We start from the raw sequence: 23,576 nt of genomic DNA on the forward strand, positions 1-23,576 counted from the left end.
CTGAAAAAGGCCAATTTGGATGTTTTTCACATCGGTGGGAGAGCATCCGAGCGACCCGAATACAACGACCCGACCGACGAAGTGCGCATGAAAAACATCCAGGCCGTACGCGGCATGAACGACCTCCTTCCGGAGGAGACCCCCCTTTGGCGCCATCTCGAAGACACCGTCCGTTCCGTGGTGGAGGCCTACGGCTTCGAGGAGATCCGCTTCCCCATCGTCGAGAAGACCGAGCTGTTCAAGCGCACCATCGGCGAGGTGACCGACATCGTCGAGAAGGAGATGTACACCTTCGACGACCGCAACGGCGACAGCCTCACCCTGCGTCCCGAGGGGACCGCCGGCTGCGTGCGCGCCGGCATCGAGCGGGGGCTGCTGTTCAACCAGGTTCGCCGCCTTTGGTACGCCGGCCCGATGTTCCGCCACGAGCGGCCGCAGAAGGGGCGCTACCGCCAGTTCCATCAGATCGGCGTCGAGGTGTTCGGCCTCGACGGCCCCGACATCGACGCCGAGCTGATCCTGATGAGCGCCCGCTTCTGGCGGCTGCTCGGCATCGAGGACGTCACCCTCCAGCTCAACTCCCTGGGCAGCGCCGAGGCGCGGGCCGCCTACCGCGGCACCCTGGTGGAGTATCTGAAAGACCACTTCGAGCTGCTCGACGAGGAGGCCCGCCGCCGCCTCGACAGCAACCCGCTGCGCATCCTCGACAGCAAGAACCCCGAGATGCAGGCGATGATCGAAGCGGCGCCGAAGCTGATGGAGCACCTCGATGCCGAATCGCAGGAACACTTCGCGGGGCTGAAGGCGATCCTCGACGCCGCCGGGGTGGGCTATGCGATCAATCCGCGGCTGGTGCGCGGCCTCGACTACTACGCGAAGACCGTCTTCGAATGGGTCACCGACCGCCTCGGCGCCCAGGGCACGGTGTGCGCCGGCGGCCGCTACGACGGCTTGGTGGGCCAGTTGGGCGGCAAGCCGACCCCGGCGGTGGGTTTCGCCATGGGCCTCGAGCGGCTGGTGGCGATGCTCCAGGAGGGGGGCGTCGAACCCCCGTCCGCCGCGCCCCACGCCTACCTGATGGCGATGGGCGAGGGGGGGCTGCCCGCGGCGATGGCGCTGGCCGAGCGGCTGCGTGATGCCAACCCCGCGCTGCGCCTGATGACCCACTGCGGCGGTGGCGGCTTCAAGGGACAGATGAAGAAGGCGGACAAGAGCGGCGCGCGGGTCGCCCTGATCCTCGGCGACGAGGAGCGGGCCAACGGCACCGTCACGGTCAAGGACCTGCGCGGCGAAGGGGGGCAGCAGAGCCTGGAACAGGGTAAACTGACCGACTATTTGGCGACGCTCCCATAACCGATCCGTCGGTACCGGACTCGGTGGCGTCGCGGCGGGCACGGCCCGCCCTATAGGGCGGCCTGCGGCCGCCGCGGCCTCTCCGTCGGCAGCGACGTCGGTGCGAGCTTCGGCGCTGCGGCGGTGGCGACCCACACCCCAATATTCGGCGCCGGCGGCAGCCGGCGCCGTGATCAACCAAGACGAACGAGAAACGACCCAGGAGAACGCGGTGGAGACCTACAGCTCCGACGAACAGACCGAAGAGGCGATCAAGCAGTGGTGGCGGGAGAACGGCAAGTCGGTCGTCGGCGGCGCGGTGCTCGGTATCGCGGCGGTGCTCGGCTGGCAGGGGTGGCAGGCCCACGTCACCCAGCAGGGGGTGGCGGCCGCCGCCGTCTACGACCAGATGCTCGCCGCCGCCCAGGGCGATCCCACGCAGGCGATGGTGGAGGCCGAGGCCCTCTCCCGGGAGTACGACGCCACCCCCTATTCCGCCCTGGCGGAGCTGACCCTGGCCAAACTCCAGGTGGAGCAGGGGCAGAGCGAGGAGGCGATGGTCCACCTGCGGCTGGCGATGAAGAAGGCCAAGCTGCCGGAGATCCGCGAGGTGGCGGGGCTGCGCCTCGCCCGCCTGCTGGCCGTCGGCGGCAAGCCGGAGGAGGCGCTCAAGCAGCTCGACGAGCTCACCGGTTTCAAGGCCAGCGGCGAGGAGGTGCGCGGCGACATCCTGCTCGCCCAGGGCAAGCGGGATGAGGCCAAGGGCGCCTACCAGCGCGCCCTGGAGGCGGGAGGCAACCGCAACGTCCTGCAGCTGAAACTGGACGACCTGGGAGGTTGATCCCCGTGTACCGCCATCTTCCGATCCGCCCGTTCCGACTCCCCCGGAGCCTCGCCGTCGCCGTCTGCGCCCTGCTGATCGGCGGCTGTTCCACCCTCAGCGACACCGTCGATACCGTCGGCGGCTGGATGGGGCGGGATGCGCCGAAGAGCGCCCCGCTGCCGGAGATCGAGCAGAAGCTCGACGTCACCACCCTGTGGACGCGCCAAATCGGCGACGGTGCCGACGGCCAGTTCGTCAACCTGGTCCCCGACGTCTCCGGCGACCGGATCTATGCCGCCGGGCGTGGCGGCCGGGTGTTCGCCCTCGACGCGGCCTCCGGATCGTCGCTGTGGGAGATCGACCTCGATACCCCGCTCTCCGCCGGTCCCGGCAGCGGTGACGGTCTGGTCGTGGTGGGGGGCGCCGGTGGCGAAGTGATCGCGCTGAACGCCGCCGGCGGCGATGTCGCCTGGCGCAGCTCGGTGAACGCCGAGATCCTCTCGGTGCCGCGGGTCGTCTCCGGTGCGGTGGTGGTGCAGGGGAGCGACGGTTCGCTGCACGCCCTGGAGCAGCTCGACGGCAGCCAGCGCTGGGTCAGCAGCCGCACCCTGCCGGTGCTCACCCTGCGCGGCACCAGCTCGCCGGCGCTGGTCCCCGGCGGGGTGATCGCCGGTTTCGCCAACGGCAAGCTGGTCGCCTATAGCCTGGCCAAGGGGACGATGGTGTGGGAGGCCTCGGTGGGGGTCGCCGGCGGCCGTTCCGAGCTGGAGCGGATGATCGACGTGGATGCCGACCCGCTGGTGGTCGGGCCGGCGCTGTTCGCCGGTGCCTACCAGAGCCGGGTGGTGGCGATGGCGGTGGAGAGCGGCCGGGTCGCCTGGAGCAAGGAGATCTCCACCCATTCCGGCTTCGCGGTCGACCGCAGCCAGCTCTATCTCACCGACGACGAGGGCCGGGTGTGGGCGCTCAGCCCCCGCGACGGCGGCTCGCTGTGGAAGCAGGAGGCGCTGGAGGGGCGGGTGCTGACCGCCCCCGCCGAGTTGGAGGGCTACCTTGCGGTCGGCGACCAGGAGGGCAACCTCCACTGGCTCGACGCCCGCGACGGCTCCCTGGTGGGGAGGGAGAGCCTCGACAAGGAGGGGATCCAGGCGCGGCCGGTGGCCGCCGGCGGTCGCCTCTACGTCCTCGGCCGCGGTGGCGTGCTGACCGCGCTGTCGATCCGCTGAGCGGGCGCGGGTCCGCGTCGCGCCCAACCGGCCCGCCGGGCGTGGGCGGGCGACCCCGCTACGGGGCCGTTGCGGGTAAAATGGCGCGATGACCGAACGAGAGGAATCCGGTGGCGGCTCGCCCTTCGTCTACCTGCTGGTATACGTGGTGTCGGTGTTCGTCGCCTTCGTCCTCGGTCTGGGGATCGGCGTGGGGCTGCGCACCGGCGGTGCCTCGGTGGTCATCTCCTCCCAAGGTGGGGCGACGGTGCCGCTCGGTGAGGCGCGTTACCGTGGTGGCGACGAGAGCGCTGCTTGTCAGAAGGCGGTAGAACCGCCTTCGGCCGTCGCGCCGCCCGCCGCCGCCGTCAAGGCGGTGGGAGGCGATGATCTCCCGCTCGGGTCTCCTGCCGTAGCCATACCCTCTCCCGCGGTTTCGCCGCTCGTCACTTCGCCGATTCCCCATCCGGAACCGGCTCCGACGCCGGTCTCCACCCCTGCCGCTACCCCGACCCCGGTAAGCGCCGCCGATATCGGTGACGTGTCGCCCATACCGGAGCCGGAGCCGACGCCCGTCGATCAGGGGGTGATCGTCATTCCCCCGGCCGCCGCGGAGAAGCCGGCCATCGCTCCCGTATCCATTCCGCAGGGTCCCGCCCTCGAAGGGGAGGGGGCCGCCTCGACGACACCCGTTGCGCCGATACCGGATTTGGAGATGTCGGATAGGGAAGTGGCGGTGGTTGGGACGTCTGTGTCACCAGCGTCTGCCGAGTTCGACACGGAGCCGCCGGAAACCGGGGAGTCGCACGTCGCGGCAGCGTCCGCGGTTGCGGCGGATGAGGATGTCTCGGGGAAGGCGGTCGACGGCACGCGGGCTCCCGCCGCGGGTGAGGTCGATGCGGAGTCGTTGAGCGAGACTTCGTCGTCCGCCGAGCCGGTGCCGACGTCGTCAACCCCCGTCCTGCCATCCATCGGGAAGCCACACGGGGAAACCGCCACCGAGGCGCCTGCCGCCGACCCGGCGGCAGGCGCCTCGGTGGCGGTTTCCCCGTCCCCGACCGTCTACTCCCTCCAGGTGGGCAGCTACCGCGAGCCCGCCAACGCTCGCGCGGTGGTCGAGGCGCTGCGGCGCGCCGGCCTGCACCCCTTCATCTATCGCCCCGCCGGTGGCACCAGTCCCTGGCACACCGTGCGTGTCGGCGGCTACCCCAGCCGGGCGGCGGCCCACGCCGCCGCCGCCGGCCTCAAGGTTCGCAGCGGGCGCGACGCGGTGGTCGCTCCCACCGACGCCGACCGCATCCCGGCGGACGTCCGCTGATGCGCGGTGATTTCCGACGTGAAAGAGGTGGAACGCTGGAGGGCGGCTTGGTATGCACCCGGGTGGGTTTGGCGGTGGCAGTTCCGTTCGACACGGCGCCCGCGGGGCGCCCTATAGGGCGCCCCGCGGGCGCCGTGTCGAACGGAGACAGCGGGCTTGCCGATGCGATGAACTTTCCGAGTGAAACGCGCCATCGGGAAATTTGCCGGAAATCTGCACCCGCAGTGCCTCCGTTCGCGTCGGCGCGGCAGCGCCGACCTACGGCTCGCGCAGGCTCTGGTCGAAACCCTTCATCAGCGGATAGAGAAAGTAGGAGAGCACCGTGCGCCGCCCCACCTTGATCTCCGCGGCGACGCTCATGCCGGGGATCAGGCGGCTCTCCGGCGGCAGCCCCTGGAGCGCCTCGATCTCCTGCTCCAGACCCACCCGGGCGCGGTAGTGGAGGTTCTCCCGCCCGGCGCGCCCCTCCTCGGCGAAGGCGTCCCCGCTTACCGTGCGCACCCGGCCGTCGAGGGTGCCGTGGCGCTGGAAGGGGAAGGCGTCGAACTTGATGCGCACGGCGTCGCCGACCCGCACCAGGCCGATGTCGGCGGCGGCGATCTCCACCTCCAGCTCGAGCGGCGAGTCCAGCGGCACCAGGGTGACCATCGCCTCGGCCTCGCGGACGATGGCGCCGGGGGGGAAGCGCCCCACCTCCAGCACCACCCCGTCGGCGGGGGCGCGCAGCACCACCAGGTCGCTGAGCATGCGCGCCTTCTTCATCTGTTCCTCCAGCCCCTCGCGCCGGCGGTTGAGTTCGCTCAGCCGCTCGGCGTTGTCGCGTGCCCGCTGGTCGAGGTAGCCGTCGCGCTCGGCGACGGCGCGGGCCAGGGCGTGTTCGGCCTCCACCCGCTTGTTGACCAGGTCGTTGACCGTCGCCTCCACCGCCAGCCGCTGGCGCCGCGCCTCCAGGGCCTGCAGGCTGGAGGCGTGCTGCTCCTTGAACAGCGTGGCGTGCATCGCCTCGATCTCGGCGAGCAGCTGCAACTGCTCGGCACTCGCCGCCCGCCGCTCCTCCAGGGAGTCGAGGGCGGCACGGTAGCGGGCGATCCCCTCGTCGAGGGTGCGCAGCCGACTGGCGTGTTCGGCCCGGCGCTGCACCAGCACCGCCCGCTCCAGGGGGTCGAGGTCGTCGCCGTTGCCGCTTCCGGCCTCCAGCTCCAGACGGCGGATCGCCTGGCGGACGGCGTTCAGGTCCACCGCCAACTGGTCCAGGTCGGCCCCGGCGAAGGTGGGGTCGAGGCGCACCAGCGGGTCTCCCGCATGCACCGTGGCGCCGGTCTCGGCGAGCAGCTCGCGGACGATGGAGGTGGCCACCGGCTGGACGATCAGGTTGGGGGCGGTGGTGATCAGCCGGCCGCGGGCGGTCACCACCTTGTCCAGCTCGGCCAGCGCGGACCAGGCGAACAGGGTGGCGAAGAAGGCGACGATGACGTAGAGGGTCCAGCGCGCGCCGCCGGGCAGCGGGCGGTGTTCGATCTCCGCGGCGTCGGGGAGGAAGTCGAGGGCGGCCGGCGGGATCGGCGGGTGGTTCCGTTCGTTCGGTCGCCCCCCGTTTTCCATCTTTCCGGCTCGCTCCCGTTTGCTTGCGTCGGTCATTGTTTTTCCTCTTCACCTCACTCTGGCCACCGTTACGACGGGCGGATCGGCGCGGCGTGATCTGCCGGACCGGGGTCGGTTCCGGCGCAGGTGCCTTCGTTCCCGGCGGATTACGCTGCGCTATTCCGCCCTACGTGTCGTTCGATCCACGAGAATCTGCGGTTCACTTTTCCGGGTTCTGGGTTTCCCACAACTCCCGATAGAGCGGGCAGCCGGCCAACAACTCTTCGTGGCGTCCCATGCCCACCACCCGGCCCTCGTCCAGCACCACGATGGCGTCGAAGCCGCGCAGCGAGGCGAGGCGGTGGCTGATCACCAGCAGGGTGCGCCCCTTGGCGATCAGCGGCAGGTTGCGTTGGATGATCGCCTCGCTCTCGGCGTCCAGGGCGCTGGTCGCCTCGTCGAAGATCAGGATGTCGGGGTCGCGCAGCAGGGCGCGGGCGATCGCCAGCCGCTGTTTCTGGCCGCCCGAGAGGTTGTTGCCGCCCTCCTCCAGCGGGGTCTCGTAGCCCTCCGCCAGGCGCTCGATGAACTCGCTCGCGCCGGCCAGCCGGGCGGCCCGCTCGATCGCCTCCAGGGAGGCGTCGGGGCGGGTGATGGCGAGGTTTTCGCGCAGCGTGCCGCGAAACAGCACGTTCTCCTGGAGCACCACGCCGATGCGCGTGCGCAGGTGGGCCAGATCGAGCCCGCGCAGGTCGTGGCCGGCGATGGTCACCCGCCCGCGCTGGGGCCGGTAGAGCCCCTGGAGCAGGCGGGTGAGGGTGCTCTTGCCGCAGCCGCTGCGCCCGACCACGCCGACGCTCGTCCCGGCGGGCAGCTCCAGGGTCAGTTCGCGCAGCACCGGTGTCGCCGGGTCGTAGCCGAAGACCACCCCCTCGAAGCGGATCGCCCCGCGCAGCGCCGGGCGCAGGCCGCCGGCCGCCTCCTCCTCCGGCGGGTGGTCCATCACGGTGGCCAGCTTGCGCACCGAGAGCAGGGTCTCCTGGAACTCGTGGAGCAGCGAGGCGATGCGCACCAGCGGCCCGCTGACCCGCCCGGCGAGCAACTGGAAGGCGACCAGGGCGCCCACCGACAGGTTTCCCTCGAAGACCATCGAGGCGCCGAGCCAGATCAGCGCCACGCTCATCAGCTTCTCCAGCAGGTTGGAGAGCGCGCGCACCCCGGTGGAGAGGGTGCCGACCCGGTAGTGGGCGTCCACCGCACCGGCCATGCAGCGCTCCCACAGGGCGCGCCGGCGCGGCTCCAGGGCCAGCGACTTCACCGTACGCATGCCGTGGATGGTCTCCACCAGCACCGCCTGGCGTTCACCCTCGGCCTGGTAGAGGGCGTCGAGGCGCCGCCGGTAGGCGGGCATCACCCCCACCAGCAGCAGCACGATCAGCGCGGTGAAGCCGAGCACCAGGGCGGTCAGGGTGGCGCTGTAGAAGAACAGGATCGGCACGAAGAGGAGTAGCGCGAGGGCGTCGAGGGCGGTGGTGAAGAGGCTGCCGGTGAGGAACTGGCGCACCGCGGTGGCCTGCTGCATGTGCTTGGTCAGCACTCCGGCGGAGACCCGTTCGAACAGCGCGATGGGCAGCCGCAGCAGGTGGCCGAAGGTGCGCATCCCGACCCGCGCGTCGATCCGGCTGGAGGCGTGGAGCACCAGGAAGCCGCGCAGATACTCCAGCACGGCGTTGAACGCGAGCGCCGCGGTGAGCCCGCCGGCCAGCACATGCAGGGTGCTGAGGCTGTGATGGACCAGCACCTTGTCGATCACCAGTTGGAAGAAGAAGGGCGAGAAGAGGGCGATCAGGTGCATCACCAGGGCGGCCAGCACCACGTCGCCGAAGAGCCTGCGCTGGCGCAGGATCTCCGGCAGGAACCAGCCGAGGCCGAAGGGGCGCCGCTCGTCGCCGGCGGCGTAGGCGCGTTTCATGAAGAGCGCCTTGCCCGGCCACAGCTCGGTCAGGTTCTTGCCCTTCACCACCACCTCCACCGGCGGTACGAAGGGCAGCGGCGAGAAGGGGTGGAGCAGCGCCACCTGCATCTCCTCGCCGCTGCCGTGGACGCCGCGGACGATGACGCTGTTGCCGTTGGTCAGCCGCGCCACCAGCGGGAAGGCGCCGCTGAGCCGCGGCAGCTCGTCGAGCCGGGCGCGTCGTTCGGCGCACTTGAGGCCGAGGCCGCGGGCGATCCGCGCCAGCATCGAAGGTTCCGGTTCGCCCTCCGCCAGGGCGTGGTCGTGGCGGATCCGTGCCTCGCTGGTCTCCACCCCATGGTGGCTGCCCACCAGGGCGAGACAGCGCAGGGCGCCGCGGCCGGCCGGCCGCGCCTCGTCGAACAGCGAGTGCAGGCGGGTGAGGAACAGCGCCTCGCCGCTCCAGCGCTCGGCGAAGGCGGCCAGCGGCACCGTCAGGTAGTTGGGGGTGCCGTCGCGGGGTTCGTAGGCGGGGCGGGCGAGGGGGTCGAAGAGCTTCAGCCGGGCCACGCCGTCCTCCCCCTCCAGCCGGTCGACCACGATGACGTAGTGGCCGTTGGCCAGCCGCGCTGCGGCGGGCAGTGAACCGGCGTGGTCGAGCAGACCGTCGGCGTCGAGCCGCCGCAGCTCGGCGTGGAAGCCGAGCCGGTCGGCTACGCCGGCCAGCACCTCGCCCGCCACCTCATCGGCGGCGGGCAACTGCTCGGCCAGTTGCCGCGGCGGGATGCGCATCCCGTAGTGGCGGGCGAGCAGGCGCAGGCACTCCACGGCGGTGAGGTGCGGAGTGGGCGGCGGCGCCTCGGGCGCCGCGGTCGGGTGCTGCTCCATGGCCGCTCAGCCGAAATTGGGCGAGGAGACCGGCTCGGCCTCCTCCTCCGTCTTCGGGGCGACGGTCACCGCGCCGCTCTCCACCAGCCTCTGCACCACCTGCTCCATGGCGGCGACGGTGTGGACGAAGCCGTCGAGCGGCATCACCACGTGTTGGCGCACCTCCAGGGCGAGGCGTCCGCGCTCGTCGCGCGCGCCGGCGGAGAGGCTCTTCAGGTTGAAGCGGACCAGGCCGCGGCCCACCTCGACGATCTCGATGGTGTCGGCGAACAGGGGTTGGTTCATGATCGGGTGCTCCGGGGCACCCACGCGGGGTGCCCGTTGATCGAAAGGACGGGAAACGGGCGCCGCGCGGGGCGGCGCCCGGTGAGGGCTACACCGGCACGGCCAGCAGCCCGTAGGTGTCACTGCCGCCGCCGGGATCCACGGTGAAGCGGTGGAGGTTGTTGTCGGGCGACAACTGGGAGGCGATGTCCATCAGACTCACCCCATCCCCGCCGTAGACCGGGAGCCCGTCCGCGGCGGCGATGATGTCCAGACTCTCCACCTCGTGGCCCGCGACGTAGTAGTCCCGCAGGGTGACCAGCGTGTTCCCGCCGTTGACCATGCTGCCGATGAGCAGATCGTCCGGAGCGGCGCTCATGCGCATGAAGGTGAGGTCGCCCAGCTCTTCGTATCCCGCGACCCGGGAGGGGTAGACGTTCACTCGCAGGTAGTCGATCTCCCCGACCCCGCCGTCCTCCGAGATCTCGTCGGTGTGGAAGGCGGTGCCGTTCGGAATCAAGTCGTATGGCCTCACGCTGTAGATGTCTCCGCCGGTCCCGCCGAACAGCTCCTCGGTCCCGTACCCGTCGGAGACGGCGGTCAGGACGTCGACCCCTCCACCACCACGCAGCACGCCGCCCTCGTTCCCGGCGAAGAGCAGGTCGTCGCCCGCGCCGCCCTCCAGGAGGTCCCATCCGCCGTTGCCGTGCAGGATGTCGTTGCCGTCGCCGCCGTAGATCGAGTCCATGCCGGCGCCGCCCTCGATCTGGTCGTTGCCGCCATCGCCGTAGATGAAGTCGTCGCCGGCGCCGCCCCACATGCGGTCGGCACCGTTGCCGCCGTGGAGGGTGTCCGCCCCGTCGGCCGGGTCTTCCGGTACCAGCGCGCTCTCGCCGTAGACCCAGTCGTCGCCGTCGCCGGCGCAGATGATGTCGTTGCCGAGGCCGCCCTCGAGGGTGTCGGCGCCATCGCCGCCGGAGAGGACGTCGTTGCCCTCCTGGCCGTAGAGACTGTCGTCGCCGAGACCGCCGTCGAGGAAGTCGTTGCCGCGGGAGCCGTAGAGGTCATCGTTGCCATCCAGTCCCTCGATCCAGTCGTCGTCGATGCTGCCTACCAGGTGGTTCTGATTGCCGGAGTCGTCTCCGCTGGTGCCGGTCAGCCGGTTATCGGCCTCGCCCGAGAGATTGCAGCTGCTCCACGGGTAGGTGTCGGTGGGGGCCAGCGGGCTGGCGGGGGAGAGCCAGCCGATCTGCGTGGCCGTCAGGCTTCGCGCCCAATCGCTGAGCTGGAGGCCGTAGGCAACGATCGGCCCGCGGATGGCGGTCGAGCCGGCGGCGGTGGTGACCCGCAGCCCGGTGGCGAGCCGCTCCAGGTTGCTGCTGAGGTTGCTCATCGAGCTGATGCTGCTCAGCCCGCTGACGTTGGTGGTGATCTGTAATGCCATGGTGATTCTCCCGATCAGCCGAGAAGCGTGAGGACGTTCTGGGTTTGCTGGTTGGCCTGGGCCAGGGTCGTGCTATCGCCGAGCAGCTGGAGGCTGCCGCCGCTGGGGGTGGCGACGCCGCCGAGGTGCTCGTAGAGCGCGCCCAGGTCGAGCGGGCCGGCCAGCAGGTGGTTGCCGCCGTCGTAGAGGCTCAGCCGTTCGATCCGCTGGTCGGCGTCGTCCATCCCCTCGATGGTCACCGCGCCGCGGGAGGCGCCGCCGTCGATGGTGAAGTCGAGCCGCAGGTCGCGGCCGCCGTTGACCAGGGAGACCGAGAGGTCCTCGGTGAGGTCGTCGAGGCCGGCGAAGTCGGCCTCCAGCTCCAGGGTGTCGATCTCGCCCACGGTGCCCTGGTCGAAGATCCGGTCGTGCTCGAAGGGGGCGTCGTCGTCGCCGCCCAGCTCCACCCGGTAGCGGTCCTCGCCGGCACCACCCTCCAGGCGGTCGTTGCCGCGGCCGCCGTCGAGGAAGTCGCGGCCCCCCTCGCCGTAGAGCCGGTCGTTGCCGCCGCCGCCCTCCAGGTAGTCGTCGCCGGCCCCGGCGGTGAGGCGGTCGTGGCCGGCGTCGCCGAGCAGGGTGTCGGCGCCGCCGTCGCCGTCGAGGCGGTCGTTGCCGCTGCCGCCGGCCACGTAGTCGTCGCCCTCGCCGCCGCGCAGGTCGTCGCTCTCCGCCCCGCCGTCGAGGTAGTCCGCGCCGGCATCGCCGGCCAGGTGGTCGCGGCCGTCCCCGCCGTCGAGGTACTCGTCGCCGTCGCCGCCGGCCAGGGCGTCGTCGCCGAGGTCGCCGAACAGGGCGTCGTTGCCCTGGCCGCCGTCGAGGGCGTCGTCCCCGGCACCACCGTCGAGGTGGTCGTGGCCCGCGTCGCCGGCCAGGTGGTCGATGCCGTCGCCGCCGCTCAGCTCGTCGTTGCCCTCGTTGCCGGAGAGCCAGTCGTCGCCGGCGTCGCCGGCCACCCGGTCGTTGCCGGTGCCGCCCCACACGAAGTCGTCGCCCGCGCCGCCGGCGAGGCGGTCGTTGCCGGCGTCGCCCCACACGAAGTCGGCGCCCGCGCCGCCGTCCACCGTGTCGTTCCCCGCCTGGGCGGTGAGCTGGTCGTTACCCGCGCCGCCGAGGAGGGTGTCGCGGCCGGCGCCGCCGAGGAGCAGGTCGTCGCCCTCGCCGCCGTCGAGCCGGTCGTCGCCGGCACCGCCGTCGAGCAGGTCGATGCCCGCCTCGCCGAAGAGCCAGTCGTCTCCGGCATCGCCATAGACGTAGTCGTCGCCGGCCCCCGCGGTGATGTCGTCGTTCCGGTGGGTACCGTAGAGCCAGTCGTCTCCGTCGGTGCCGGCGATCGGATTGGCGTTGCGCGCCGCCGACGACAGCCCCAACGAGCTCTGGTTGAGCGAGCTCAGATTGGTATTGATCTGAAGCATGGTTGGTTAACCTCATAAAAAACAAAGAAAAGCCGCGGGTCCGGGGATGTCGCCCGTAGCCGGAACGCGGAACCCGGCCGGCCTTCGACGAATCGAGGCGGCTCTGTACGTCCCCGCGGACCGTGATCGGAAATGAAACCGATCCCATGGGTTGTCGTCGCCGGAGGGCCGGGCTGGATGGGGGGATTTCGGAAATTTCGCCTCAAAAAACGGACGATGACTGAGGGAATTTCGCCAGGGGTAAGACGAAATAACTTACGTATGGAATGGTTATTATTTGATAGATAGTGGATGCTGAGTCTGTGGCGCCCGCCGACTTCCGCGGTGAGGGCAACGCGACGACGCGAAGGGTGGCGGGGGACTCGCGGCCAACAGCCGTCACAACGTTCTGCAATAATGGGGCCCATCCCCGATCAATCGGACCAGGTCAAACCATGAAATTTCTTCACTCCCCGCGCAGCGAAGGTCTGGAACTCTCGTTGAGCGACGTCTTCCTGGTCCCGAGCTACTTCGAAGGCACGACCCGGACCGAGGCGGACCTGCGCCCCGTGGACTTCCCCGGCAGCACCCAGCCGCTGGTCTCCGCCAACATGAACGCCGTCACCGGGCGCCGCATGGCCGAGTCCATGGCGCGCCTGGGCGGGCTCGGGATCCTGCCGCAGGACATGGATCCGGGCACCGCGAAGCGCATCGTCCGCTTCATCAAACAGGCCGATCCGGTCTACGACACGCCGCTGTCGGTAACCCTCGAGGCCACCCTGCGCGACATCCAGGGGCTGATCCTCAAACGGGATCACGACCTGGTCACCGTGGTGGATGAGCGGAATCGCCCGCAGGGCATCGTCAGCCACAGCGACATCAGCGACCGCGACCAGTACTCGCCGGTGGCGCGGGTGATGAACCGGGAAATCGTCACCATCGCGGCGGGGACCCCCGCCGCCGAGGCCTACGAACTGCTCGAGCGGAACCGCCTGGATGCCGCCCCGGTGGTCGATGAGCGGGGTGCGCTGTGCGGCGTGCTGACCAGGAATCTGCTGGTCCGGCAGGAGCTGTTGAAGCCGAGCCTGGACGGCGCGGGCCGCTTGATGGTCGGGGCCGCCGTCGGTATCTCGGCGGATCCCGTCGGCCGGGCGGAGATGCTGCTGGAGGAGGGGGTCGATCTGCTGGTGCTGGATACCGCCCACGGGCACCAGAAGCGGATGCTCGGCGCGATCCGCGCCGTGCGCGAGGTGGTCGGCGAGGGCTTTCCCCTGGTGGCGGGCAACGTCTGTACCGCCGCGGGGACCCGCGACCTGCTGGAGGCCGGCGCGGACGCGGTGAAGGTCAACATCGGCCCCGGCGCCATGTGCACCACGCGGATGATGACCGGGGTGGGCCGGCCCTCGTTCTCCACCGTGCTGGCCTGCGCCCGGGCGGCGCGGGAGATGGGGAAGCACGTGTGGGCGGATGGCGGCGTCAAGGACCCCCGCGACGTGGCGCTCTATCTGGCGGCGGGTGCCTCGCGGGTGATGGTGGGGACGATGCTGGCGGGCACCTACGAAAGCCCCGGCGACATCCGCCGCGCCCTCGACGGCCATCTGTACAAGGAGAACCACGGCATGGCCAGCACCCGTGCGGTGCAGGAGCGCAGCCAGGGCAAGAGCTCGTTCGAGCGGGCGATCAAGGAGCTCTACCGCGAAGGCATCTCCTCCTCGCACATCCGCATCCGGCCGGGGCGGGAGAGCGTCGGGGTCATCGTCGGCGACATCGTCACCGGGTTGCAGTCCGCCTTCACCTACCTGGGGGCGGCCAATTGCCGGGAGTTTTTCGACAACGCGGTGGTGGGTGTGCAGACCCCCGGGGGCTTTGAAGAGGGCAAGCCTCGCGGTGAGCTTTAGCACTCCGTCGATGTGGCAAATTGGGGCGCTTCATCTTCATGATGCCACTTCCGAAATTGTAGGATGGGCAAAGCGCAGCGTGCCCATCTGAGAGGCGTTGCCACGGCGAAGATCACTGCCTTCGTTCGATGGGCACGTCGCTCTGCTCCTTTGCCCATCCTACGATGGACGACCTTGACAGGCCGCAGAGGCCGCCCGAATACTCGTACCGAAACCGTCAAATCCCCCCTCCGTTGGCATCGCACCCGATGGAATATCAGGAGATCTGCGCCATGAGCGAGTTGCACCGCGTGACCACCGATCCCGCCCAATGCGGCGGGCGGCCCTGCCTGCGTGGCCTCCGGGTGCGGGTTTCGGATGTGCTGGGGATGCTCGCGGCGGGGGCGACCCCCGGGGAGATCCTGGAGGACTACCCCTACCTGGAGCGGGGCGATATCACCGCCTCCCTCGAATACGCCGCCCGGCAGCTCGATTATACGGTGCTGCGGGTAGCTTGACGTAAGCCCGTAGTGCGGATTAGCGATAGCGTAATCCGCCAAATCGAAGCCTGGGAGCAGCGGAGACCTGCTGAACCGTTCGGAATGTTTGAAGTAATCGTTCGGCGCAGTGGTCTCCGTTTCGGCGGATTACGCTATCGCTAATCCGCCCTACGAGCTAGCTATGTACCTATTCCATCATCCAAGAAGGTATATCGCGCCGGCCGTGGAGCACGCGCCAGACATCGATGTGGTCCTCGCGTTCCACGTAGAAAACGATGTGTGGAAAGCCGTGCAACGGCAAGGAACGCAACCCGGGCAGGTTTAGCTCGTGGCCGTACCGTGGCGACCCGGCAGCAGGGTGGTGGCCGATTTGATCGTAGGCCGCTTCCAGGGCGTCGATGAAACTCAACGCCGCCTCGGGCGCGTCCTGCTCCACGTAGTACGCGAGCGCTTCCTCGACATCCTGGATGGCTTGCGATCGGGGAATCACCGACTTCGCTGTCACGTCTGTCGGCCAAGTCAGCGTGGCTTGCGAACGCGTTCCCGCAAGCCTTCGAAATACTCGGTACTCACCGGGGCGGTCGGCTCCGACGACGCGCCTTCCAGCAGCAGGGTGCGTAGCTGCTGGCGATCCTGCTCCTTGCGGATCAGCTCACGCACGTACTCGCTGCTGGTGCCGTACCCGCGCGCAGACACCTGCTTTTCGACGAAAGCCCGCAGCGTATCTGGAAGCGAAATGTTCATCGTGCCCATGGCGGCAGTCTAGCCCGCTTGGCAAAAATTGGCAAAACGGCAACGCACCGGAATCGGTGTTTGCTGTGCGGTCTATCCAACTGTTTTTGGTGTGAAATTACGCGCAGAAGGGGAGGTGATCGTAGGGTGTGGCGAGGTCCGAGGCGCGCTGCCGTTTTCGGCTGGTGCGCCTCCTATCGTCGGCACACCCTACCCGGGTGTTTGCGCCTCTGAATGAACCGCAGATTTCCGTCGATCGAACGGAGAATTCGTCTGCGTCAATCTGCGTCAATCTGCGGTCCAGTCTTTTTCTGGAGTGAGCCGTTACAGCACCAGTCGCCGCAGGTCGCCGAGCATGGCGGCGATGTGGCCGACGAAGCGGGCGCCTTGGGCGCCGTCGACCACGCGGTGGTCGGCGGAGAGGGCCAGCGGGAGGGTCAGGCGGGGGGCGAAGCTCTCGCCGTTCCACTTCGGCTTCATCTCTGCCTTGGAGACGCCGAGGATGGCCACCTCAGGCGAGTTGACGATGGGGGTGAACTGGGTGCAGCCGATGTTGCCGAGGCTGGAGATGGTGAAGCAGCCGCCCTGCATGTCGGCGGGGGTCATCTTCTTGTCGCGGGCCTTCTTGGCGGCGGCCATCAGCTCTTCGGCCAGTTCGTAGATCCCCTTCCGGTCGACGTCGCGGATCACCGGCACCAGTAGGCCGTCGGGGGTGTCGACGGCGACGCCGATGTTGACGTAGCCCTTGAGGATCAGCTCCTGGCCGTCGGGGGAGAGGGAGCTGTTGATCTCCGGGTAGGCGCGCAGCGCGGAGGCGCAGGCCTTGAGGATGAAGGGCAGGGGGGTGAGCTTGAGGCCGAGCTTTTCGGCCTCGCCCTTGCGCTCCTTGCGGAACGCCTCCAGCTCGCTGATGTCGGCCTCTTCGAAGAGCGTGATGTGGGGGGCGGTGAGCCAGTTGCGGTGGAGGTTGGCGGCCGACAGGCGGCGGATGCGCGAGAGCTTGCGGTTCTCCACCGGGCCGAACTGGCCGAAGTCGATCTGCGGCATCTCGGGCAGGTCGAAACCGCCCAGCGGGGCGCTGGCCGGGCGGCTGAGGGCTACCTTGACGAAGGCCTGGACGTCCTCCTTGAGGATGCGGTGCTTGCGCCCGGTGCCCTGCACCTGACCGAGGTCGACCCCCAGCTCGCGGGCGAAGCGGCGCACCGCCGGGCTGGCGTGGGCCTTGCGGAAACTGGCCTCGTTGACCGGCGGCAGCGGGGCCGGTCCCAACGCCGCCTGCGGCTTCGGCTCGGCTGCGGCCGGCGCGGGAGCCGCCGCTGGAGTGAGTGCGGGCGGTGGGGATTCCTCGCTTTCCGCCTTCTCTTCAACCTGCTCGGAAGGCGCGCCTTCGGCGTCTGCATCCAAGGTAAGGAGTAGGACGCCTTCCGAAACCTTGTCGCCGATGCGTACCTTCAGCTCGCGAACGGTGCCGCCGAAGGGGGCGGGCACCTCCATCGCCGCCTTGTCGCTCTCCAGGGTGATCAGCGGGTCGTCGGCGTTGACGGTGTCGCCGATTTTGACGTTGACCTCGATGACGTCGACGTTGGAAAAGTCGCCGATGTCGGGAAGAAAAACTTCTTTGATCGCCACGTTGCGCTTCCTCTCGGGAGCGGTGCTCGCCGCTCCCGTCTTAGTGGTGTTCGATGAACGTCGTTCTGTTTGTCGTTGCTGCGGCGCTGCCCTGTAGGAGCGGCCCTTAGGCCGCGATGGCGTGGGTTCGGTTTCTCCCGCCTGCCTGGTTTGGGCGCCGTGCCCCGAACCATCGCGGCCTAGGGGCCGCTCCTACAGGAAAAAGGGCGTGCTTACAGGTCCGCGGGGTTGGGCCTTTCGGGATCGATGCCGTATTTCTTGATCGCCTCGGTAACTTCACCGGAGGGGATGCTCCCTTCGTCGGCCAACGCCTTCAGGGCGGCGATGGTGATGTGGTAACGATCCACCTCGAAGTAGGCGCGTAACTGCTCCCGCGAGTCGGAACGGCCGAAGCCGTCGGTCCCCAGGGTGGTGTAGTGGCCCGGCACCCAGGCGCGGATCTGGTCGGCGAACGCATTCATATAATCACTGGCGGCGATCACCGGCCCGCCACGATTCTCCAGGCATTCGGTGACATAGGCCTTACGCGGCTTCTTGGCGGTCGGGTGGAGGCGGTTCCAGCGCTCGGCATCGAGGCCCTCGCGGCGCAGTTCGGTGAAGCTGGTGGCCGACCAGATATCGGCCTCCACGCCGAAGTCGGCCTTGAGCAGCTCGGCCGCGGCGATCGCCTCGCGCAGGATGGTGCCGGAGCCGAGCAGCTGCACCCGCTGCTTGCCGCTCTCTCCTTCGCGGAGCAGGTACATCCCCTTGAGAATCCCCGCTTCGCACCCCTCGGGCATCGCCGGGTGGGCGTAGTTCTCGTTCATCGCGGTGATGTAATAGAAGACGTTCTCCTGCGCAACAAACATCCGGCGCAGGCCGTCCTGGACGATCACCGCCAGCTCGTAGGCGAAGGTGGGATCGTAGCCGATGCAGGAGGGGACGGTGGCGGCGATCAGGTGGCTGTGGCCGTCGTTGTGCTGGAGTCCCTCGCCGGCCAGGGTGGTGCGCCCGGCGGTGCCGCCGACCAGGAAGCCCTTGGCCTGGATGTCGCCGGCCAGCCAGGCCAGGTCGCCGATGCGCTGGAAGCCGAACATCGAGTAGAAGATGTAGATCGGGATCATGTTGACCCCGTGGCTGGAATAGGCGGTGCCGGCGGCGACCCAGGAGCTCATGGCGCCGGCCTCGTTGATCCCCTCTTCGAGGATCTGGCCGCTCTTCGACTCCTTGTAATACATCAGCTGGGCCGCGTCCTCGGGCTCGTAGAGCTGGCCCTTGGAGGAGTAGATGCCAACCTGGCGGAACAGCCCCTCCATGCCGAAGGTGCGCGCCTCGTCGGGGACGATCGGCACGATGTACTTGCCGATCTTCTTGTCCTTGGTGAGCTGGGTGAGGATGCGCACCATCGCCATGGTGGTGGACATCTCGCGCTCGCCGGAGCCCTTCAGCAGACCGTCGAAGGCGGCCAGTTCCGGCACCTCCAGGGCGGGCGCTTCGCGGTTGCGCGACGGCAGGTAGCCGCCGAGGGCCTCGCGGCGCTCCTTCATGTACTTGAGTTCGGGGCTCTCCTCGCCGGGGCGGTAGAGGGCGGCGGTGGCCAGGTGCTCGTCGCTCACCGGGATGGCGAAGCGGTCGCGGAAGTGGCGCAGCGCGGTGTCGCCCATCTTCTTCTGCTGGTGGGTGATATTCATCCCCTCGCCGGCCTCGCCCATGCCGTAGCCCTTGATGGTCTTGGCGAGGATCACGGTGGGCTGGCCCTTCACCTTGGTGGCGGTGGCGTAGGCGGCGTAGATCTTGTGCGGGTCGTGGCCGCCGCGGTTGAGGCGCCAGATATCGTCGTCGCTCATGTTGGCGACCAGGTCGGCCAGCTCGGGGTACTTGCCGAAGAAGTGCTCGCGCACGTAGGCGCCGCCTTTCGCCTTGTAGGTCTGGTAGTCGCCGTCGACCACCTCCTCCATGCGCTTGCGCAGGATGCCGTTGGTGTCCTTGGCCAGCAGCTCGTCCCAGCGCGAGCCCCAGATCACCTTGATCACGTTCCAGCCGGCGCCGCGGAAGGTCCCCTCCAGCTCCTGGATGATCTTGCCGTTGCCGCGCACCGGGCCGTCGAGGCGCTGCAGGTTGCAGTTGACGACGAAAATCAGGTTGTCGAGGTTCTCGCGGCCGGCCAGCGAGATCGCGCCGAGGCTCTCCGGCTCGTCGGTCTCGCCGTCGCCGAGGAAGGCCCAGATCCTGCGGTCGCCCGCCTCGATGATGCCGCGGTCGTTCAGGTACTTCATGAAGCGCGCCTGGTAGATCGCCTGGATCGGCCCGAGGCCCATGGAGACGGTGGGGAACTGCCAGAAGCCGGGGAGCACCCGCGGGTGGGGGTAGGAGGGGAGGCCCTGCTCGCCCACCTCGCGGCGGAAGTTGGCGATCTGTTCGTCGCTGAGGCGCCCTTCGAGGTAGGCGCGGGCGTAGATGCCGGGCGCCGAGTGGCCCTGGAAGTAGATCAGGTCGGCGCCGTGCTCCGCCTGGGGGCCGCGGAAGAAGTGGTTGAAGCCGGTCTCGTAGAGGGTCGCCGCCGACTGGTAGGAGGCGATGTGGCCGCCCACCCCGCCCGGCTTGCGGTTGGCCGCCACCACCATCGCCATGGCGTTCCAGCGCACCAGGGAGCGGATGCGGCGCTCCATCGCCGCGTCCCCCGGCAGGCGCTCTTCCATGTGCGAGGGGATGGTGTTGAGGTAGGCGGTGGTCGCCGTGTAGGGGAGGTAGGCACCGGAGCGGCGCGCCTTGTCGATCAGCTGCTCCAGGATGTAGTGGGCGCGCTCGGGGCCTTCGGCCTCGATGATCGCGTCGAGGGCGTCGAGCCACTCCTGGGTCTCCTGGGCGTCGATGTCTTCGAATTGATTCGGGTTGTCTGCCATGTGTCGGATGCTCCCCCGTGGCGGGCGATGGTCGGCGGCGATATCCGCCGACGGCCCGGAAACGGGTCGTTATTGCCGTTCGTAAACGCTAACTGGTTGAAAAACCGGCGAAACCAAAGGGCGATATTGTACGTTTTTTCCTTTGGAAACGCCATCCGGCGGGAACCGCGGTCAATTTGCCGATCCGTCGCCGGCCCGCTTCTGCTAAATTTGGCGGGTGAGAAGGGCCCCCGGCCACGGTCCGCCGAGGGGCTTCAGGGCCTCGGACAGGAGCAATCGTCCCAATCTTGCTTGTCTTGCCGCCCGCCCGCGGCGTTGCGCAAAGGGTTGCATAGCCGGGCTATGCGCCCCTTTGCGCACCTTGCCGGCGGACGGCGATCCCGCGCAATCTTGGGTCAATCGTTTCTGCTCGAGGCCCGTAACGACCCGGACCCAGTGGGAGATTGTGGTGAACGCCGGTGATTACAATAGCGACTACGACGAGCTGGACGTCGGTTCGGACGCCGACCAGTATCTGACCTTTCTGCTTGCCGACGAGGAGTACGGGGTCGACATCCACAAGATCCAGGAGGTACGCGGCTGGGAGACGGTGACCCCGATCCCCCAGGCCCCCGGCTACATCAAGGGGGTGATCAACCTGCGCGGCGACATCGTGCCGGTGATCGACCTGCGCGAGCGGTTCGGTCAGGAGATGATCCCCTACGGTCCGCGCACCGTGGTGATCGTGATCAAGGTGCCGGGGGGCGGCAATACCCACACCATGGGGATCGTGGTGGATGCGGTCTCCGACGTGCACAACGTCGGTGCCGACGAGCTGAAGCCGCCGCCGGACTTCTGCTCGGTGATCCACGCCGAGTTCGTCAAGGGGATCGCCACGGTCAAGGACCGCATGCTGATCCTCCTCGACAGCGATCGGCTGCTGCGCTCCGACGAGCTGATGACCCTGACCCGGGCGGTGGGCGCCCCGGTGGTGAAGAAGGCGCTGGCCGAAGGCGCGACCGCGTAGCTGGGCGGCGCAGGATCGAAAGTGGGCCGGCGGGTATTCCCGCCGGCCTTTTTGTGTATGGCGATTGACTATGGCGATGAGTGAAAATCCCCGATTCTGGGCGGTGGTGCCCGCAGCAGGCGTCGGCGCGCGGATGAAGGCCGCGGTGCCGAAGCAGTATCTGCCGCTGGCGGGTCGCACCGTCATCGAACAGACCCTCGCCCGGCTCGGCGTCCATCCGCGGATCGATGGGATCGTGGTGGCACTGGGTGCCGAGGACGGTTACTGGGAGGGGTTGGACTTTCGTTGCGAGCGTCGTCTCGAACGGGTCGACGGCGGGGCCGAGCGCTGCCACTCGGTGCTCAATGCCTTGGCGCGGTTGGCGGCGTTCGCCGATGCGGCGGACTGGGTGTTGGTTCATGATGCCGCCCGCCCGTGCCTGCGGGGCGAGGACGTCAACCGGTTGATCGAGCGGTTGGCCGATCATCCGGTGGGCGGTCTGCTGGCGGTGCCGGTGCGCGATACCATGAAGCGGGCCGACGCTGCCGGCGAGGTGGTGCGGACCGAGGAGCGCATCGGGCTGTGGCACGCCCTGACCCCGCAGATGTTCCGCCTCGGGGTGCTGCGCGAGGCGCTGGCGGGGGCGCTGGCCGCCGGGCAACTGGTCACCGACGAGGCCTCCGCCATGGAGTGGGCCGGCCACCGGCCGCTGCTGGTGGAGGGGCACGCCGACAACCTCAAGATCACCCGCCCCGAGGACCTCGCCCTGGCGGAGTTCTACTTGCGGGCACAACACACGACGGATGGATAACGCGGAGGGCGCAGAGACGCAGAGAACGCAGAGAGGAGAATGACAATGTTTTTGTGGGTATGGCCACTTGCCGACGAGTGTGGCGTATTTTCACCGCAACATTGAAATTCTTCTTTGCGTTCTTTGCGCCTCTGCGTTCTCTGCGTCGATCATCCCAAAGCCAAGGTAAGACCACATGAGAATCGGGCAGGGTTTCGATGCGCACGCCTTCAAGGAGGGGGGGCGGTTGGTGTTGGGCGGGGTGGAGGTGCCCCATACGCACGGACTGGAGGCGCACTCCGATGGGGATGTGGCGATCCACGCGCTGTGCGACGCACTGCTCGGGGCGGCGGCGCTCGGGGACATCGGTCGCCATTTCCCCGACAGCGGTGCCGAGTTCAAGGGGATCGACAGCCGCATCCTGCTGCGCAGGGTGGTGCAGTTGCTCTCGCTGCGCGGCTTGCGCATCGGCAACGTGGATCTGACCCTCATCGCCCAGGTGCCGAAGCTCGCCCCCTACGTGGAGGCGATGCGCGCGCTGCTGGCATCGGATCTGGGGGTGAGCGTCGACCGGGTCAGCGTCAAGGCCACCACCACCGAGCGGATGGGCTTCACCGGCCGCAAGGAGGGCATCGCGGCCACCGCCGTCGCCCTCCTCGAAGAGGGCGGCTCGCTCACTTCGTAACTTCTTTTTTACGCCCGACAAATAACGCGGAGAACGCAGAGACGCAGAGAGCGCAGAGAAGAAGATGATTGTTTTTTCTTCTCCGCGTTCTCCGCGTTCTCTGCGTCTCTGCGTTCTTTGCGTTTCTTCCCAGAACCATCAATCGAGACCCCCTGCCCATGAGTTATTCCGTCGATTCGTTGCCCTTCGCCCACGGTGATCCGCTGGTTTCGGGGGTGATCCGTTCCACGCCCGAGGATTTCTTCGTCGACGAGATTCCACTGGTGGAGCCGGACGGCGAGGGGGAGCACCTGCTGGTGTGGGTGGAGAAGCGCGACGCCAACACCGAATGGGTAGCGCGGCGGCTGGCCCAGCTGGCCGGGCTGCGCACGGCGGACGTGGGTTTCGCCGGCATGAAGGACCGCTTCGCGGTGACCCGTCAGTGGTTCTCTCTCCACCTGGGCAACCGGGAGACGCCGGAGTTCGCGCCGCTGGAGGGGGAGGGGATCCGGGTGCTGAGCACCGCCCGCCACGGGCGCAAGCTGCGCCGCGGGGCGCTGAAGGGGAACCGCTTCCGACTGGTGGTGCGCCAGCTGGAGGGGGCGGTGGCGGCGCTGGGGGAGCGGCTCGCGGCGATTGCCGCACGGGGGGTGCCCAACTACTTCGGTGAGCAGCGCTTCGGGCGGGAGGGCAACAACCTGCTCCACGCCGAGGCGATGTTCGGCGGCCGGCGGGTGAAGGACCGGCACAAGCGGGGGATCTACCTGTCGGCGGCGCGCAGCCGGCTGTTCAACGAGGTGCTTGCCGCGCGGGTGGCGGAGGGGAGCTGGGATCGGCCCCTGGCGGGGGAGGTGCTGGTGCTGGATGGGAGCGGCAGCCACTTCGTCGCCGAGACCATCGACGAGGAGATCCTGCGGCGGGTGGCGGTGGGTGACCTCCACCCCTCGGGGCCGATGTGGGGGCGGGGCCGTCCGCTCCCCGGTGGTGAGGCGTTGGCGCTGGAGGAGCGGCTGCTGGCCGGCTGGGCCACCTGGCGCGACGGCCTGGAGCACGCCGGGCTGAAGCAGGAGCGCCGCCCGCTGCGGCTGCCGGTGGGCGACCTCCGTTGGTCCTTCGAGGGGAGCGATGGCGTGGTGGTGGAGTTCTCGCTGCCGGCGGGCGGCTACGCCACCGGCGTGCTGCGGGAGTGGGTCCGACATCGTGAAGCGGAGCGGGACGAAAGGCCCGCGACCGAGTAACTCGCCCCACTCACCCTGAAGCCCCCGATCCCGCGGCCCC

At 68.9% G+C, this 23,576-nt stretch carries 18 protein-coding genes and 1 pseudogene; 10 read left to right on the forward strand and 9 right to left on the reverse strand.

The annotated features are described in order from the left end of the window. Window positions 1–87: 87 nt before the first annotated feature. From hisS to ACYQ2W_RS06055, 4 genes are all read left to right on the forward strand, one after another. Window positions 88–1,353: a histidine--tRNA ligase gene (gene hisS / locus ACYQ2W_RS06040; RefSeq protein WP_459864255.1), complete on the forward strand. Its 1,266-nt coding sequence runs from the start codon at window positions 88–90 to the stop codon at window positions 1,351–1,353. Between the two features lie 169 nt (window positions 1,354–1,522). Beyond that, window positions 1,523–2,173: a YfgM family protein gene (locus tag ACYQ2W_RS06045; protein ID WP_459864257.1), complete on the forward strand. Its 651-nt coding sequence runs from the start codon at window positions 1,523–1,525 to the stop codon at window positions 2,171–2,173. Window positions 2,174–2,178: 5 nt separating this feature from the next. After that, entirely contained in the window at window positions 2,179–3,381 is a 1,203-nt protein-coding gene (gene bamB, locus ACYQ2W_RS06050) for an outer membrane protein assembly factor BamB (protein ID WP_459864259.1), read from the forward strand. Between the two features lie 88 nt (window positions 3,382–3,469). Beyond that, complete coding sequence (locus ACYQ2W_RS06055; RefSeq protein ID WP_459864262.1) at window positions 3,470–4,678, forward strand: SPOR domain-containing protein; 1,209 nt, start codon at window positions 3,470–3,472, stop codon at window positions 4,676–4,678. A 258-nt stretch (window positions 4,679–4,936) separates the two neighbouring features. On the opposite strand, the gene ACYQ2W_RS06060 is transcribed toward ACYQ2W_RS06055, so the two are convergent. The 5 genes from ACYQ2W_RS06060 to ACYQ2W_RS06080 form a co-directional block, all read right to left on the reverse strand. Continuing rightward, entirely contained in the window at window positions 4,937–6,316 is a 1,380-nt protein-coding gene (locus ACYQ2W_RS06060; protein ID WP_459864264.1) for an HlyD family type I secretion periplasmic adaptor subunit, read from the reverse strand. 163 nt (window positions 6,317–6,479) lie between these two features. After that, on the reverse strand, window positions 6,480–9,101 hold the full coding sequence (locus ACYQ2W_RS06065; RefSeq protein ID WP_459864266.1) for an ABC transporter transmembrane domain-containing protein: 2,622 nt from the start codon (window positions 9,099–9,101) through the stop codon (window positions 6,480–6,482). 6 nt (window positions 9,102–9,107) lie between these two features. Next, window positions 9,108–9,386: a hypothetical protein gene (locus tag ACYQ2W_RS06070; protein ID WP_459864268.1), complete on the reverse strand. Its 279-nt coding sequence runs from the start codon at window positions 9,384–9,386 to the stop codon at window positions 9,108–9,110. A gap of 88 nt (window positions 9,387–9,474) precedes the next feature. Further along, window positions 9,475–10,809 carry a calcium-binding protein gene (locus ACYQ2W_RS06075; RefSeq protein WP_459864270.1) on the reverse strand — a complete coding sequence of 445 codons (1,335 nt, stop codon included), beginning with the start codon at window positions 10,807–10,809 and terminating at the stop codon, window positions 9,475–9,477. A gap of 14 nt (window positions 10,810–10,823) precedes the next feature. Beyond that, the gene (locus ACYQ2W_RS06080) at window positions 10,824–12,260 is read right to left on the reverse strand and encodes a calcium-binding protein (protein WP_459864273.1); all 1,437 of its coding nucleotides are present in this window, start codon (window positions 12,258–12,260) and stop codon (window positions 10,824–10,826) included. A 434-nt stretch (window positions 12,261–12,694) separates the two neighbouring features. On the opposite strand from ACYQ2W_RS06080, the gene ACYQ2W_RS06085 reads away from it, so the two are divergent. Together ACYQ2W_RS06085 and ACYQ2W_RS06090 are read left to right on the forward strand one after the other, a co-directional pair. Then, window positions 12,695–14,137 carry a GuaB1 family IMP dehydrogenase-related protein gene (locus tag ACYQ2W_RS06085; protein WP_459864275.1) on the forward strand — a complete coding sequence of 481 codons (1,443 nt, stop codon included), beginning with the start codon at window positions 12,695–12,697 and terminating at the stop codon, window positions 14,135–14,137. A gap of 272 nt (window positions 14,138–14,409) precedes the next feature. Next, on the forward strand, window positions 14,410–14,634 hold the full coding sequence (locus ACYQ2W_RS06090; RefSeq protein ID WP_459864277.1) for a DUF433 domain-containing protein: 225 nt from the start codon (window positions 14,410–14,412) through the stop codon (window positions 14,632–14,634). A gap of 169 nt (window positions 14,635–14,803) precedes the next feature. Here the strand turns inward: ACYQ2W_RS06090 and ACYQ2W_RS06095 are convergent, their stop codons facing one another. The 4 genes and pseudogenes from ACYQ2W_RS06095 to aceE form a co-directional block, all read right to left on the reverse strand. Continuing rightward, window positions 14,804–15,121, reverse strand: a complete 318-nt coding sequence (locus ACYQ2W_RS06095) for a type II toxin-antitoxin system RelE/ParE family toxin (RefSeq protein ID WP_459864279.1) — start codon at window positions 15,119–15,121, stop codon at window positions 14,804–14,806. Between the two features lie 14 nt (window positions 15,122–15,135). Further along, window positions 15,136–15,369, reverse strand: a complete 234-nt coding sequence (locus tag ACYQ2W_RS06100; protein WP_459864281.1) for a type II toxin-antitoxin system ParD family antitoxin — start codon at window positions 15,367–15,369, stop codon at window positions 15,136–15,138. A gap of 303 nt (window positions 15,370–15,672) precedes the next feature. Beyond that, window positions 15,673–17,112, reverse strand: a pseudogene (aceF, locus tag ACYQ2W_RS06105) (dihydrolipoyllysine-residue acetyltransferase); the annotation flags it as partial. 77 nt (window positions 17,113–17,189) lie between these two features. Beyond that, on the reverse strand, window positions 17,190–19,859 hold the full coding sequence (gene aceE / locus ACYQ2W_RS06110) for a pyruvate dehydrogenase (acetyl-transferring), homodimeric type (protein ID WP_459864283.1): 2,670 nt from the start codon (window positions 19,857–19,859) through the stop codon (window positions 17,190–17,192). Between the two features lie 448 nt (window positions 19,860–20,307). Here aceE and ACYQ2W_RS06115 point away from each other — a divergent pair, with 448 nt between their 5' ends. The 4 genes from ACYQ2W_RS06115 (at window position 20,308) to truD (ending at window position 23,536) form a co-directional block, all read left to right on the forward strand. Further along, window positions 20,308–20,865: a chemotaxis protein CheW gene (locus ACYQ2W_RS06115; protein WP_459864285.1), complete on the forward strand. Its 558-nt coding sequence runs from the start codon at window positions 20,308–20,310 to the stop codon at window positions 20,863–20,865. Window positions 20,866–20,941: 76 nt separating this feature from the next. Then, the gene (gene ispD, locus ACYQ2W_RS06120) at window positions 20,942–21,655 is read left to right on the forward strand and encodes a 2-C-methyl-D-erythritol 4-phosphate cytidylyltransferase (protein ID WP_459864287.1); all 714 of its coding nucleotides are present in this window, start codon (window positions 20,942–20,944) and stop codon (window positions 21,653–21,655) included. A gap of 175 nt (window positions 21,656–21,830) precedes the next feature. Continuing rightward, window positions 21,831–22,319, forward strand: a complete 489-nt coding sequence (gene ispF, locus ACYQ2W_RS06125; protein ID WP_459864289.1) for a 2-C-methyl-D-erythritol 2,4-cyclodiphosphate synthase — start codon at window positions 21,831–21,833, stop codon at window positions 22,317–22,319. Between the two features lie 158 nt (window positions 22,320–22,477). After that, complete coding sequence (gene truD, locus ACYQ2W_RS06130; RefSeq protein WP_459864291.1) at window positions 22,478–23,536, forward strand: tRNA pseudouridine(13) synthase TruD; 1,059 nt, start codon at window positions 22,478–22,480, stop codon at window positions 23,534–23,536. Window positions 23,537–23,576: the final 40 nt, after the last annotated feature.

It is taken from the genome of Endothiovibrio diazotrophicus (assembly GCF_054657215.1).

Coding starts and splice junctions, on each gene's coding strand:
- hisS (WP_459864255.1), top strand. CDS start 88: ATGAAAAACATCCAGGCCGTACGCGGCATGAACGACCTCCTTCCGGAG.
- ACYQ2W_RS06055 (WP_459864262.1), top strand. CDS start 3,470: ATGACCGAACGAGAGGAATCCGGTGGCGGCTCGCCCTTCGTCTACCTG.
- ACYQ2W_RS06060 (WP_459864264.1), bottom strand. CDS start 6,316: ATGACCGACGCAAGCAAACGGGAGCGAGCCGGAAAGATGGAAAACGGG.
- ACYQ2W_RS06065 (WP_459864266.1), bottom strand. CDS start 9,101: ATGGAGCAGCACCCGACCGCGGCGCCCGAGGCGCCGCCGCCCACTCCG.
- ACYQ2W_RS06070 (WP_459864268.1), bottom strand. CDS start 9,386: ATGAACCAACCCCTGTTCGCCGACACCATCGAGATCGTCGAGGTGGGC.
- ACYQ2W_RS06075 (WP_459864270.1), bottom strand. CDS start 10,809: ATGGCATTACAGATCACCACCAACGTCAGCGGGCTGAGCAGCATCAGC.
- ACYQ2W_RS06080 (WP_459864273.1), bottom strand. CDS start 12,260: ATGCTTCAGATCAATACCAATCTGAGCTCGCTCAACCAGAGCTCGTTG.
- ACYQ2W_RS06085 (WP_459864275.1), top strand. CDS start 12,695: ATGAAATTTCTTCACTCCCCGCGCAGCGAAGGTCTGGAACTCTCGTTG.
- ACYQ2W_RS06090 (WP_459864277.1), top strand. CDS start 14,410: ATGAGCGAGTTGCACCGCGTGACCACCGATCCCGCCCAATGCGGCGGG.
- ACYQ2W_RS06100 (WP_459864281.1), bottom strand. CDS start 15,369: ATGGGCACGATGAACATTTCGCTTCCAGATACGCTGCGGGCTTTCGTC.
- aceE (WP_459864283.1), bottom strand. CDS start 19,859: ATGGCAGACAACCCGAATCAATTCGAAGACATCGACGCCCAGGAGACC.
- ispD (WP_459864287.1), top strand. CDS start 20,942: ATGAGTGAAAATCCCCGATTCTGGGCGGTGGTGCCCGCAGCAGGCGTC.
- ispF (WP_459864289.1), top strand. CDS start 21,831: ATGAGAATCGGGCAGGGTTTCGATGCGCACGCCTTCAAGGAGGGGGGG.
- truD (WP_459864291.1), top strand. CDS start 22,478: ATGAGTTATTCCGTCGATTCGTTGCCCTTCGCCCACGGTGATCCGCTG.